At 61.4% G+C, this 12,640-nt stretch carries 11 protein-coding genes and 1 pseudogene; 6 read left to right on the forward strand and 6 right to left on the reverse strand.

What is annotated here, in order from left to right; translation table 11 throughout:
• The 6 genes from BMZ69_RS08785 to BMZ69_RS08815 form a co-directional block, all read right to left on the reverse strand.
• Positions 1–621, reverse strand: a complete 621-nt coding sequence (locus BMZ69_RS08785; protein ID WP_037094075.1) for a hypothetical protein — start codon at positions 619–621, stop codon at positions 1–3.
• A 211-nt stretch (positions 622–832) separates the two neighbouring features.
• Positions 833–1,480, reverse strand: coding sequence for an HdeD family acid-resistance protein (locus BMZ69_RS08795; protein ID WP_092156202.1), 648 nt, complete (start codon positions 1,478–1,480; stop codon positions 833–835).
• A gap of 26 nt (positions 1,481–1,506) precedes the next feature.
• Positions 1,507–2,649, reverse strand: a complete 1,143-nt coding sequence (locus BMZ69_RS08800; RefSeq protein WP_092156203.1) for a sigma-70 family RNA polymerase sigma factor — start codon at positions 2,647–2,649, stop codon at positions 1,507–1,509.
• 78 nt (positions 2,650–2,727) lie between these two features.
• Entirely contained in the window at positions 2,728–5,634 is a 2,907-nt protein-coding gene (locus tag BMZ69_RS08805) for an ATP-dependent Clp protease ATP-binding subunit (RefSeq protein ID WP_092156204.1), read from the reverse strand.
• Between the two features lie 64 nt (positions 5,635–5,698).
• Complete coding sequence (gene ftsH, locus BMZ69_RS08810) at positions 5,699–7,531, reverse strand: ATP-dependent zinc metalloprotease FtsH (protein ID WP_092156205.1); 1,833 nt, start codon at positions 7,529–7,531, stop codon at positions 5,699–5,701.
• A 16-nt stretch (positions 7,532–7,547) separates the two neighbouring features.
• Positions 7,548–7,976, reverse strand: a complete 429-nt coding sequence (locus tag BMZ69_RS08815; RefSeq protein ID WP_036751102.1) for a MarR family winged helix-turn-helix transcriptional regulator — start codon at positions 7,974–7,976, stop codon at positions 7,548–7,550.
• A gap of 201 nt (positions 7,977–8,177) precedes the next feature.
• Between BMZ69_RS08815 and BMZ69_RS08820 the strand changes: the two genes are divergently transcribed.
• The 6 genes and pseudogenes from BMZ69_RS08820 to BMZ69_RS08850 all read left to right on the forward strand — a co-directional run bounded on the left by BMZ69_RS08820 (position 8,178) and on the right by BMZ69_RS08850 (position 12,008).
• Positions 8,178–8,603, forward strand: coding sequence for an Hsp20/alpha crystallin family protein (locus tag BMZ69_RS08820; protein WP_092156206.1), 426 nt, complete (start codon positions 8,178–8,180; stop codon positions 8,601–8,603).
• A 14-nt stretch (positions 8,604–8,617) separates the two neighbouring features.
• On the forward strand, positions 8,618–9,016 hold the full coding sequence (locus tag BMZ69_RS08825) for an Hsp20/alpha crystallin family protein (protein ID WP_003603273.1): 399 nt from the start codon (positions 8,618–8,620) through the stop codon (positions 9,014–9,016).
• Positions 9,017–9,036: 20 nt separating this feature from the next.
• Positions 9,037–9,528 (forward strand): Hsp20/alpha crystallin family protein, encoded by a 492-nt coding sequence (locus BMZ69_RS08830; RefSeq protein WP_092156207.1) that lies wholly within the window; start codon positions 9,037–9,039, stop codon positions 9,526–9,528.
• 114 nt (positions 9,529–9,642) lie between these two features.
• Positions 9,643–10,134: a phosphate-starvation-inducible PsiE family protein gene (locus BMZ69_RS08835; protein WP_003603271.1), complete on the forward strand. Its 492-nt coding sequence runs from the start codon at positions 9,643–9,645 to the stop codon at positions 10,132–10,134.
• Between the two features lie 482 nt (positions 10,135–10,616).
• The gene (locus BMZ69_RS08845; protein WP_003603269.1) at positions 10,617–11,210 is read left to right on the forward strand and encodes a recombinase family protein; all 594 of its coding nucleotides are present in this window, start codon (positions 10,617–10,619) and stop codon (positions 11,208–11,210) included.
• An 80-nt stretch (positions 11,211–11,290) separates the two neighbouring features.
• Positions 11,291–12,008, forward strand: a pseudogene (locus BMZ69_RS08850) (IS6 family transposase).
• The last annotated feature ends 632 nt before the right edge of the window (positions 12,009–12,640 follow it).

Raw genomic sequence — 12,640 nt, forward strand, 5'->3', positions numbered from 1 at the left:
TCAGTTCTCCCGGGTGTCGGTGGATACGAGAAGGTGACGTTCGAGATCGTCGAGTTTTTCCATTCGCCTCGAATTCAGGCGAACGGCGCGTTCGGTGTTCTGCGAAGGAAAGGCAGCAGCGTGCAGGACGTCCGACCGCATCGCTATCGTGAGATCGGCGACGGCATTCATCACGCCCTCTCCGTCCCCGTCCGAGAGCGTGCCGTCAGCAAAACCGGACTGCAAGCTCTCCAGTACCTGCTCGAAGCTGGACACGACCCCTGCACTCGCGACCACAGCCAGCTTGTGGCTGAGAACACGCAGTTCATCGATCAGCTTCGCATCGTGCCTTGCGGTTTCCACGATCTCTGCGACCTTCTCGATACAGGCCATGTAAATGTCGCATTGCTGCTGGAGGATGATGACCCTTCCTTCCTTGCGAAGCTCGAGATCGGTCTGGCGATTGAGAAGCGCCGCGGTCAGAATGATCGTCACGACAGCGCCGAGGAAGATGAGCGTCATCTCCTGCGCGAAAGGCAGTATGTCTTCGGCAAGATACATCGAACGAAAAACGAAAACGATGCCGATGCCCAAGGCAGCGGCCGCAGCAGCAAATGCCAAGTCAGGCAGGCGGTTCGACATCAGCACCTCGCATTTTCGGTGTCAGGTGGCATGCACTGCTTTGCATCGGCGTCCGGCGCCTCTGCGTCCCGGTGCCGCAGGAAGATTGGCGTCGGACCGCTGCCGAACGGATTGAAGCCGGTGCTCAGGCAACGGTCGAAGATCGTTTCGTCCCATCGGGTGAAATCGTGCTCCTCGCCGGCAAGTCGCCCGTCATCCACCACAGGGCACCTCACGCCTTTGCCGATGGGGGAGCGTTATCGAAGGCCGCACCGTCCGAACGATCCGCCTTGCGAAGCCGTAGCCCGAGGAGGATCATCATCACCCCGAAGACCGCGGCGTAGAAGCCGATCAGCCAGCCGAGCGCGAGGAAGCTTTCGACCGGGCGCGTCAGCAGCATCCAGGTCACGACGACACCGAGAACGACCGAGAGAAGGCCGCTCAGGATCAGCCAGATTTCGCCGTTGATTTCCTTTCGCAGGCGGATCGCTGCCGCGATCTCGAGGGCACCCGAGAACACGGACCAGAATGCGATGCTGGCCCAGAGGAATGTCGCAAGCACAAGCGTCGCGACAAAAGGCGAGACAACCACGACGACGCCCGTGGCGATGCCCAGAATGCCGCTGAACATCAGCCAGCCCCAGCGTTCGCCCTTGCGGATGTTACGTATCGCGGCGACGAGGCCGAACACGCCGTCGGCAAAGGCGAACGCGCCGAAGACCAGCGTGAGCGCCAGAAGCGCTTCCGCAGGCATGACGAAGGCTAGCACTGCGATGATCAATGCGAGCACGCCGCGTAACACGAATGCCCACCAATTCCGGGACAGGCTGCACAGCATGTCCTGCATCTTGTCGGTCGGGTTTTCAGAGGCTGTGGTCATTGGTCGATCTCCTATTCAGTTCCATGTCAGGTGTCGGAGCCGGCCTCCTCGCCGGTTAGGGCGGCGGCCACGCGGCGGCGATCCTCGATCGGCTGAGGCAGACGCTGCGTGTGAGCGATTTCCCGTTCGATGGGCGCGCGGCCTGATGGATCTCTGACCAACCCGGCTTCGGCAAGCCTCGCGCGTAGTGTCGCGCCCGCATTTTCTGCGATCTCGGCGACCACTGTCTCGGTCAGGCCGAAAAGGTCTGCCGTCTCCGCGATCGTAGCGTTGTCGAGGTGGAGCCGATAGAGAACGCGGCGTTCGACCGACGGAAGATCGGCGATTGCCCGGTGCAGCACCATGGCGATCTTATGCCGATCCGCTTGGCTCTCGGGGTCTGTGCCGCCGTCGTCGGCGAGGAGGTCCTCCAGCATCAGCACTTCGTCGGGCTGGTAGAACTCGAACATCGCCTGATCCGCCTCGGTCGGATCCTCCGCCGGGGCCTCGGGTTCCGCCTCGATCGAGGCGGCGTCCTCCGGCACCGCGCGGCGCGCGGCGCGCGCCTCGGCCTCGATGGTCTCGAAAGCCAGTTTCAGCAGCCAGTCGCCTATGGAAAACTCGGTGGGCCGCTGCTCGAACCTTTCCAGCCCCTTGAGGATCGTCGCATCGACGATATCGCCAACGCTCAGGTAGCCAGCCGGCACAGACCCGCTGCACTCGAGATAGGTCAACTCGCGCCTGACGGTATCGTAGACCGTATCGAGATGATCCTCGATCAGGTCGAAGAAGAGTTGGCGCCGGTCCGCTTCCGCCGCATCCCGCGCGGGCGACAGCGGGGCGCCGATCCGGCGCCGGCGGGCGGGACGCTTGTATTCAGACTCGTGCTTGAGGCGCGCCACATGCCGGTCAACCCGCTGGCGCAGGTCGGCAAAGGCCTTGCGCAGGACAGGCTCGATCTCGAACCCCTCTTCCTGCGCCGCGATCACGCCCGAGGGCAGTTGCAGGCGCAGGCTGACCTGGATGCGCGTCTTGCCCCTCGTCTGGGAGGCGACGACTTCGAGCCGGACGAGATCCTCGCGGAAGCGTACAAGATGAGGTTCAAGTTGCCGCACCTCTTCCTCGATGACCTCGGGCGCGCGCTGTTGCCCGTGCCGGTCGAGATTGCGAAATGCTCTGATGACTTTCATGCCGTGGATCCTTCCAGTAACCCTCCGACGAAATGGGCCGGCGCGACCGTCATCGCGCCGGGCCAGTCCCTCGCAACGTCACCCGGCGGATTTGTCCTCCTTGGACTGCACCTCATCCTTGGCCTCGGCCGGGACGTCGGGCGTCGGAGCGTCCGCCTTGTCTCCGGCAACTTCGCCGGACTCGTCGATCCCGGCCTTGGCCTGACCGTCCGGGCTGTCGTCACCGGTGTCCTTTGCGATCTTTTCGAACACGACCTTCTGCTCGTCCGCCGACCAGGCGACGCGGACCTTGTCACCATCCTCGATCCGCCCGGAGAGCATTTCGCGGGCCAACTCGGTCTCCAGCTCCGACCGGATCAGCCGGCGCAGCTCGCGGGCGCCGAATTCGGGGCGGAAGCCGACCGCGCCGAAGTGATCCACGACGCTCACGTCGAATTCGAGTTCGACGCCCTGGCCGAGGGCGGTCCGTTTCACCCGGTTCAGCTGCAACTCGACGATCTGGCGGATCTCCGACTGGTTCAGCGAATGGAAGACGATGATCTCATCGATCCGGTTGATGAACTCTGGCCGGAAATGACCGCGCAACACCTCCATCAGTTCGGATTTCTGCTTGGCCTCGTCGAACTCCCTGCTGCCGCGTTTCGTGAGGTTGCGCTGGATGATGTCCGAACCGAGGTTCGAGGTGGCGATGATGATGGTGTTAGTGAAGTCCACCACGCGGCCCTTGCCATCTGTCAGGCGGCCATCGTCGAAAACCTGAAGCAGGATGTTGTAGACATCGGGATGCGCCTTTTCGATCTCGTCGAGGAGCACGACCGAGTAGGGCCGACGGCGCACCTTCTCCGTCAGCTGCCCGCCTTCGTCGTATCCGACGTAGCCCGGAGGTGCGCCAACCAACCGGGCAACCGAGTGGCGCTCGCCATACTCCGACATGTCGATACGGATCAGCGCGTCCTGATCGCCGAAGATTACCTCGGCGAGCGTCTTGGCCAGTTCCGTCTTGCCAACCCCGGTCGGCCCGAGGAACAGGAAGGTCGCGGTCGGACCGGAACCTTCGCGCAGACCCGCACGCGCCAGGCGCACCGCATCGGCCACGGCGCGGATCGCTTCTTCCTGGCCAATGACGCGCTCGTGCAGCTTCTCCTCGAGCTTCAGGAGCTTGTCCTTCTCCTCGGCGGTCAGCTCCGTGACCGGAACACCGGTGATCTTGGAGACGATCTGCGCGACATGATCGGCGCGCACCTCGGCGGTCGCCGAAGCCTGGTCGCGCTTCCAGATCTCCAGAAGCTCGTCAAGCTCCTTCTGCTTCTGCTCGAGTTCCTTCTTCAGTTCCGCTGCTCGGTCGAATTGCTTGCGGGCTGCGGCATAGTCCTGTTCGCGCTTGATCTGCGCGACCTCGGCTTCGAGCTCCTGCACGTCCACGGGCCGCGCAGTGGCCGAGATCTTCACCCGCGCCGCGGCCTGGTCGATCAGGTCGATCGCCTTGTCGGGCATGAAGCGACCGGTGATATAGCGATCCGAAAGCTCCGCGGCGGCGATGATCGCCTCGTCGGTGATCGTCACCTTGTGGTGGCTTTCGAGCGTGTCGCGCAGCCCGCGCAGAATCATGATCGTCTGTGCGACCGTGGGCTCGTCCACATAAACCGGCTGGAACCGTCGCTCGAGCGCCGCGTCCTTCTCGATGTATTTCTGGTACTCGTTGAGCGTCGTCGCGCCGATCAGGTTCAGCTCGCCCCGCGCCAGCGCCGGCTTGAAGGTGTTGGCGATGTCGAGACCACCTTCGCCACCGCCCTGGCCGGCGCCGACGATGGTGTGCATCTCGTCGATGAACAGGATCAGGCTGTCCTTCTCCTCGGTGATCTCCTTGAGGATCTTCTGGACTCGCTCCTCGAACTCGCCGCGATACTTCGACCCGGCCACCATCGAGTTGATGTTGAGCTCGACCAGCCGCTTGTCGCGCAGCGCCTCGGGCACTTCGCCCGCGACGATCCGTTGTGCAAGTCCCTCGACGATGGCGGTCTTGCCCACGCCGGGCTCGCCGATCAGCACCGGGTTGTTCTTTTTCCGGCGGGCCAGCACTTCGATCGTCGTCTCGATCTCGCGGGCGCGGCCGATGACGGGATCGAGCTTGCCATCGCGGGCGAGCTTCGTCAGGTCTCGGCTGAACTGGTCGAGATCGGGGGTGTTCGACGGAGTCTCGACGCGGCCTTCCTCGGCTCCCTTGCCGACCACCTTCGTCACCTGCTGGCGAAGCGCCTGCGGCGTCAACCCCAGCTTGCGCAGCATCGCCGCCGCGAGGCCTTCGCCCTCTTCGGCGAGCCCGATCAGCAGATGTTCCGGCCCGACATAGGAATGGCCAAGCTCGTTCGAGGCGATGAAGGCCCGGTTCAGCGCGTCCTTGAGACGCGGGCTAACACCGATTTCGCCTTCCGTCTTGGCGTCTCCACGCTTCGCTTCCTTCTCGATCTGGCGCCGCAGATCGTCCACATCGACCTTGAACTGTTCCAGGATCGTCTTGACGACGTCAGACGAGGTCAATGCCAGAAGCAGATGTTCGGTATCGACCTCGCTGCGCCCGAATTCTCCGGCCTTCTGTGCGGCCTCCTGCAATAGTTTGTTGCCCTGTTCGCTCAGCCGGTCAGCGATGGTGCGTCCGCCGCCGCGCCGCGAACCACGCCGTGGCGTGCCCTCTCCGAAAGTGGCGTCGACGACCTCGTCATCACCGTCGCCCATGGAGCCCAGCGTGCCGCCCCGCAACGGGCTGTCGCCAAAGAGGCTGCCGAAACCGCTGTCGCCGAAGAACTCGTCAAGAAGGGAATGCCGTCCGAACAGGGACTCCAGCGGCGAGGCGCTGCGGCCCGACCGGCGCACCATCTCGCGGTAATGCTGGTCGCAAAGCTCCATGTTCTGAATTCTGCCGTTCACCGAGGCGCGCACGCGCGCCGTCGCCGGGCGACCGCAAATATCGCAAGCTCCGTTTGCCATTTGTCTTCTCCTTTATCTTTATCCAGTCAGGGTTATCCGCCGATCATCTGCGCCAGTGACAGTGTCACGCAGCGACCGCTTCCGTTCTTTTCAACTTGGCCCCAATTGCCACCAGATTGGGCTCGTCCAGTGTCTCTCTTTGCAGGAGATCCTGCGCCGATTGCTCGAGAAGATCCAGATTGGTTTCAAGAAGGGTGAGGGTGCGCTTGAACACGCCATCCACGATGTCGCGCACCTTCGCGTCCATCCGCTCAGCAGTGGCGTCGCTGTAACGGCGGTTCAGCCAGGACGACTGGTCGCCGGTGCCGAGAAAGCCGGGCCGATCGCTGTCGTAGCTGACATGCCCGAGTTCTTCGTCCATCCCGTACCGCGCGACCATGGCGCGGGCGATGTCGGTCGCCTTGACCAGATCGTCCGCCGCCCCGGTCGAGACATGATCGTAGATGATCTTCTCTGCCGCGCGCCCGCCAAGCAGGACTGCGATCTTGTTTTCGAGTTCCTCCCGCGTCATCAGGAAGCGGTCCTCGGTCGGGCGCTGGATGGTGTAGCCGAGCGCGCCAATCCCGCGCGGTATGATCGAGACCTTGTGCACCGGGTCCACCCCCGGCAGAGCCATCGCCACCAGCGCGTGCCCCATCTCGTGGTGCGCCACGATCTCGCGTTCGCGCGGATTGAGCACGCGGTTCTTCTTTTCCAACCCGGCGATGATGCGTTCCAACGCATTGTTGAAGTCGTCCATCGTCACCGCATCAGCCTTGCGGCGCGTGGCGAGCAATGCTGCCTCGTTGACGAGATTGGCAAGATCCGCGCCGGAAAAGCCGGGAGTAAGAGCTGCGACCTTCTCGGCATCGACGTCTGGGGCGAGCGTCACTTTCTTCATGTGCACGTTCAAGATCTGCACACGCCCCGTCTTGTCGGGCCGGTCCACCAGCACCTGACGGTCGAAGCGTCCCGCACGCAGCAGCGCGGGGTCGAGAATCTCGGGTCGGTTGGTGGCGGCCAGGAGCACGATGCCCACTGCAGGGTCGAAGCCGTCGAGCTCGGTCAGAAGCTGGTTCAGCGTCTGCTCACGCTCATCATGGCCACCGGCAATCTGGCCGGAGGAGCGCGCCCTCCCAAGAGCGTCGAGTTCGTCGATGAAGATGATTGCCGGGGCCGATTTCCGGGCCTGCTCGAACAGGTCGCGCACCCGTGCGGCACCGACGCCCACGAACATCTCGACGAACTCTGATCCCGAGATCGAAAAGAAGGTCACGCCGGCCTCGCCTGCCACCGCGCGCGCCAGAAGCGTCTTGCCGGTTCCCGGCGGCCCGACGAGCAATATGCCTTTGGGGATATGTGCGCCCAGCTTTCCGTATTCGGCGGGGTTCCTGAGGAACTCCACGACCTCCTCGAGCTCGGCCTTGGCCTCGTCCACACCGGCCACGTCGGCGAAGCTGACGCCGGTTTCCTTTTCCATGTAAACTTTGGCCTTGCTGCGGCCGACCTGCATGAAGCCGCCAAAACCCTGCTTGTCGGCGAACTTGCGGAACAGCAGCATCCAGATTCCGAAGAAGACAAGCGCTGGCGCCACCCAGGAAATCAGCGTGCCGAGAAAAGTGTTTTGCGGAACGCCAGTGATCTCGATACCTGACCGGTCTATCCGCTCCAGGATTGCGGGATTCACTACGGTCGTCACAAACTGCTTCTTGCCGTCGACCGGTTCGGCGAAGGTGCCTGTGATAGTGTCTGCCCCGACCGCGACAGAGGAAATTTTCCCGTCAGCGAGATACTTCTCGAACTGGCTGTAGCTGATCGGCGCGACGGATTGCCAGCCGGCGATCAGGTTCTGGATGAAAAGCACGGCTATGAAAGCCACCACCCAGTACCAGATGTTGTATTCGGTCTTCCTTTCCATACCTATTCGCCCCCCTCTAGCGTAAAAGCCGCGACTTGATCCGCTCGAGCAGCGCCAGCAGAATGCGCCTTTCGTCCGCCGACAGATCCTGCAGGATTTCATCTTCGAGCGCCGACTGCCGCGGCGCGAGTTCCTCCAGCATCGCCCTGGCCTTAGGTGTTGCCGTGACGATCTGCGACCGCCGGTCGTCGGGCGAGGGCCACCGCTCGACCCAACCGCCCTGTACCATGCGATCGACGAGCTGGCCCGCAGTGGCCCGGCCTACCTCCAGCCGCCCGGCCAGATCGCCGATGGTCAGCCCGAGCGAATCCTCGACATGTGTCGCCGCCATCCAGGACAGGCGGGTCAGGCCGCTGTCGCCGATCTCGTTGTCGATCCGCTGCTGGATGAGCTGCGCGACACGGTGGATCGTCGTCCCGATCAGGGCAAGATCAGAAGAGATCATGGGTATCCTTCCTCCACTGCATGAGAAACAGGATAGACTGCTCTCCATCCAATGCGCAATGCATGCACCATATATGCTTGCATAATAAATGGAACCGCCTATCTTGATAGGCGGTCTCCGAACCCACATCCGGCCGGCACCGTTGCCCGGTCCGTCCATGCCGACGGTTCGGGGGCATCGATCAGCAACAGGAGGCCAGCAATGCTCTACCCGACATATCTGCGCCGCAGCGATCCCTTTGCGCTGATGCGCTCCATGATGCGCGATCTCGACCGTGGTTTCTGGCCGCCGTCCCGCGCGGCGTTCCCGGCGGTGAATGTCTGGCAAGGCCCTGAGGCCGTTGGAGTCACCGCTGAACTTCCCGGCATCGAACCGGGCGACATTGAGATTTCGGTCAAGGACAACGTCCTGACGCTGTCGGGCGAACGCAAGGCGCCCGAGGTTCCCGACGGTGCGCGCTGGCACCGCAACGAACGCAGTTTCGGCAGGTTTTCCCGCACTATCCGCCTGCCGTTCGCGGCCTCGGATGACAAGGTCGAGGCGAGAATGACGAACGGCGTATTGCGGATCGTCATCTCCCGGCCCGAGGAAGAAAAGCCGAAGAAAATCGAGATCAAGGCAGCCTGAGAGGAGCTGGAACGATGAGCACCGACATCTCGCAAGCCGCCGAAAAGACGCCGACCGACTCGCCTGAGACCACCGGCGGCGGACGCATCTACCGCCCGTCGACCGATATCGTCGAGACCGATCAGGGTTTCTCCATGATGCTTGAAATGCCTGGGGTCGCCGCCGATGCGATCGAAATCACGCTCGAAAATCGTGTGTTGACGATCCGCGGCAAGGTTGACCCGGTGCGGCCGAAAAACCTCGAACTTGCCTATGCCGAATATGGCGAGGGCGATTTCGAGCGTGCCTTCACGCTTTCCGAGGACTTCGACCCCGACAGGATCGAAGCTGAGATGCGAGGAGGCGTCCTAACTTTAACGCTCCCCCGGGCCCCTGAAGCGCAGCCGAAAAGGATCGCCGTCAAGGGCGCCTGAAAACCGAAGGAGACCATATCATGCAGATCAAAGACCTCATCCCCTGGGCGCGCAAGGACAGCACGCCAGATGCGAAGAGCAGCCAAGACAACCCGATCGCGACGCTCCAGCGCGAAATGAACCATGTGTTCGAGAGTTTCTGGGATCGGGCCGGTCATTTCGAATGGCCCTTTGGCAGTGGAGAGACGAAGTCCGACGTGGTTGAGACCGACAACGCGATCGAAGTGTCGATCGAACTGCCGGGCATGGAGATCAAGGACATCGAGGTGACGGTCAACGATGACATGTTGACTGTGAAGGGGGAGAAGAAGATCGAGCGACAGGAGGAGAAGAAGGGATACTATCTCTCCGAGCGCAGCTACGGCGCAATCTACCGGACAATTCCGCTCCCTCCCGGTGTGGATGGCGAAAAGGCGCAGGCATCCTTCAAGAACGGGGTTCTGACGATCAAGCTGCCCCAGACACCCGAGGCGCAGGCGAAGATCAAGCGCATCGATGTCAAGAACGGCTGATTTGCCACATTGGGTGTCGCCGGTTTGCGGCGTCCGCTCAGCTCCGTTTGATATCACGCCGTCTGGTGAGCCCCGGGGAGCCTGTTTCTCCGGGGCGGCTTTCGAGGGGGAATGATGAAAGACCTGAAACGATCCGGGCTAACCCGTGAACAATGGTCGGCGATGACGCTCTACGAGAAGTTCGAACAGGTCGTCATTTTCGTCCTCAGCGCCATCATTGCGGTTATCGTCGTGGCGTCGGTTTGGGCGCTGATGCGCGAGGTCGTGAACCGGTTGGTCTTGGGAGCGTTCGACACGCTCGATTACGCCACCTTCCAGGTGGTGTTCGGAATGATCTTCACCGTTGTAATTGCGCTCGAGTTCAAGCGCTCCCTTCTTGTGGCGACAGAACGCAGCTTCGGCGTTCTCCAGGTCCGCACGATCGTGCTGATCGCGCTCCTCGCGATCGCGCGCAAATTTATCATCCTCGACCTTGGCGAGACGGAGCCAGCCAAGATTGCCGCCCTCGCGGGCGCGGCTCTTGCGCTCGGAGCAGTCCACTGGCTGGTGCGCGATCAGGACCGGCGCGAAGAGCCCGGTGCTAAAAATGCCGAAGGCGATCAATGAGCCGAAGCGTTTTCGTTCGACTTGTTTCATCAACCTCTGCCGCACTCATCAGCATAATTGTTTAGCAGAAATTTTTTATCATGCCGAGCGTTGCGCTGGGTCGGTTTGCCGAGCCGCGCGCCGTCGCTTCCCGCGGAGACTTGGCGGCGTTCGAACAAAGCACCATCACAGTTTTCAACGCCACTCGAGACAGTGCGTCTCCATCGCGACAACCGAGCGTATAGTCGATCCCTAAACCCGGAGTGCCTATGACGGTCCGCGTGGGAACGGCTCGCGGTTCATTTGGGACGAACTCTAATCAATTTTTCGGCCCACTCATATGCTCTCTAATTGAAACCAACACGCTCTCGAACTCGGCGTCATCTCGTGTCCAAAAACGAGCGATTGCGTACAGGGGTAAAACTCCCTGTCCACAAATTATCTTGACATGATTTCGAACAAATAAGATATTTCGGACAGCCTATTCGGACGAAATTGACCTCATGCCACGCACCTTTGCCTATGTCCGCGTCTCCACGATCGGGCAGACCACCGAAAACCAGATTCAGGAAATCGAGGCCGCCGGCTTTCACGTCGAGCCGCGACGGATCGTCACCGAGACGGTTTCCGGCAGCACGGCCATTGTGCAGCGCCGTGGCTTTTCCCGGCTCATGGACAAGCTGGAGTCCGGGGACATTCTCATCGTGACCAAGCTCGACCGCCTCGGCCGTGATGCGATCGATGTCAGCACCACCGTCAGGACGCTGGCCGAAATGGGCGTAAGGGTCTATTGCCTCGCGCTCGGCGGGGCCGATCTCACCAGTTCGGCCGGTACTATGACCATGAACGTGCTCAACGCCGTCGCCCAGTTCGAAAGGGATCTGCTGATCGAGCGGACGCAATCCGGCCTCAAGCGCGCCAAGTCGGAAGGCAAGGCCCTCGGCCGTCCTTCGACGCTGAGCGATAAACAGAAGCAAGATGTGCGCGGCGATCTCACGACGGGGATGAGCGTTTCGGCGATCGCACGGAAGTTCGCGACCAGCAGGCAGACCATTATGCGGGTTCGCGACGAAGGTTCACGGTCCGTTCGACCTTAGCGTGTCTGGGGGAACAAAGCTTGTTCCGACCCCAAGACGCAGGGGCGTTGTCACGTTGTTCGTGGCTTAACGGCTGACGGATAACCGGACGTGATGAGCACGCCGACCATCAGCTACAAGAACCACCGTTTCCCACCGCATATCATCGCCCATGCCGTCTGGCTGTATTTCCGGTTCCCGTTAAGCCTGCGGCTGGTGGAAGAAATGCTGCTGGAGCGCGGCATTGTCGTGTCCTACGAAACGATCCGGCGCTGGGGCCGGAAATTCGGTGCGGCCTACGCAAAACGACTGCGCAGAAAGACGCCGTCGCGAGAGGATATCTGGCATCTGGACGAAGTGGTCGTAACGATCGGCGGGCGAAAGCATTGGCTTTGGCGAGCCGTCGACCAGGACGGATATGTTCTCGACGAGATCGTGCAGACCCGTCGAGACACCAAGGCTGCCAAGCGATTGCTGATCAGGCTGCTGAAGAAGCAAGGCCTCGCGCCAAAGAGGATTGTCACCGATAAACTGTGTTCAAACGGGGCGGCAAAGCGAGATGTGATGCCGGCCATTGAACATAGATCACACAAGGGCCTTAACAACCGTGCGGAAAATTCCCATCTGCCGCTGCGAAAACGAGAACGAGTGATGCAGGGCTTCCGATCCGTCGGCAGTCTGCAACAATTTGTCCCCGTGTTTTCAGCGGTTAGAAATCATTTTGTCCCGTCGCATCAAAAACACTCCGCCCTCGCCACCCACATTCATCGGATCCGCGCCATGGCGCACTGGAAGGCCGTGACCGGCGCAACTGCCTGAGTTTAACTGAAAGCGCTTCGTCCGGCCTCAGTCGAACAACGTGACAACGCCCACAGATACTACAATTCGGAGTTTATTCAAGCGTAATCGCGCAAGTTTTTTGTATCTATATTTTCGTTCAACCAATTTTTTGTTGATGTAATATTTGTGTATCGAGATTAGACGGTGAGTACTGTTGCATTTTGCTTAGGTCCATTTCGTTTCCTGGACGTGTATGCACGTGCCAGCGACGGAGCCTGTCGAAGTATCATTTGCGTAGAGAGGCCGGAGCCCAAGTATCCTCGGGCGGGCGTGGGCCGGACACTACCGGAAGCGCGAAGGGAGTACCGGAGCGCAAGCGAGTAACTCACGGCTGTGCCCACGAATATACGTCGACGATCGCCAAACGGTTGGTGAGATATAGCGGCCTCGGTGCCCTTTTGGTCGAGCGCGGCCGCGTTTGGCTGGTTTCTCATCGACCGCGATCGGTGCCGACCCGGCGCCGCCACAACGGCCATGGTTGGCCGAGCCTGGGGAAGATCGCGGTTGCGTAAGCCTCAGGCTGAATGTCCGCCATCATCGCTACCCTGCCGAAATTCGTCATCTGCCCGGTTAGGAAAGGCCGCCTGTGGCGGCAAGGCATTCATCTCCTA

It is taken from the genome of Allobosea sp. CRIB-10, from assembly GCF_900112185.1.
GTDB lineage: Bacteria > Pseudomonadota > Alphaproteobacteria > Rhizobiales > Beijerinckiaceae > Allobosea.

Excerpts from the sequence above, each read along its gene's own strand:
- BMZ69_RS08785 (WP_037094075.1), bottom strand. The coding sequence starts at position 621 with ATGTCGAACCGCCTGCCTGACTTGGCATTTGCTGCTGCGGCCGCTGCC.
- BMZ69_RS08795 (WP_092156202.1), bottom strand. The coding sequence starts at position 1,480 with ATGACCACAGCCTCTGAAAACCCGACCGACAAGATGCAGGACATGCTG.
- BMZ69_RS08800 (WP_092156203.1), bottom strand. The coding sequence starts at position 2,649 with ATGAAAGTCATCAGAGCATTTCGCAATCTCGACCGGCACGGGCAACAG.
- BMZ69_RS08805 (WP_092156204.1), bottom strand. The coding sequence starts at position 5,634 with ATGGCAAACGGAGCTTGCGATATTTGCGGTCGCCCGGCGACGGCGCGC.
- ftsH (WP_092156205.1), bottom strand. The coding sequence starts at position 7,531 with ATGGAAAGGAAGACCGAATACAACATCTGGTACTGGGTGGTGGCTTTC.
- BMZ69_RS08815 (WP_036751102.1), bottom strand. The coding sequence starts at position 7,976 with ATGATCTCTTCTGATCTTGCCCTGATCGGGACGACGATCCACCGTGTC.
- BMZ69_RS08820 (WP_092156206.1), top strand. The coding sequence starts at position 8,178 with ATGCTCTACCCGACATATCTGCGCCGCAGCGATCCCTTTGCGCTGATG.
- BMZ69_RS08825 (WP_003603273.1), top strand. The coding sequence starts at position 8,618 with ATGAGCACCGACATCTCGCAAGCCGCCGAAAAGACGCCGACCGACTCG.
- BMZ69_RS08830 (WP_092156207.1), top strand. The coding sequence starts at position 9,037 with ATGCAGATCAAAGACCTCATCCCCTGGGCGCGCAAGGACAGCACGCCA.
- BMZ69_RS08835 (WP_003603271.1), top strand. The coding sequence starts at position 9,643 with ATGAAAGACCTGAAACGATCCGGGCTAACCCGTGAACAATGGTCGGCG.
- BMZ69_RS08845 (WP_003603269.1), top strand. The coding sequence starts at position 10,617 with ATGCCACGCACCTTTGCCTATGTCCGCGTCTCCACGATCGGGCAGACC.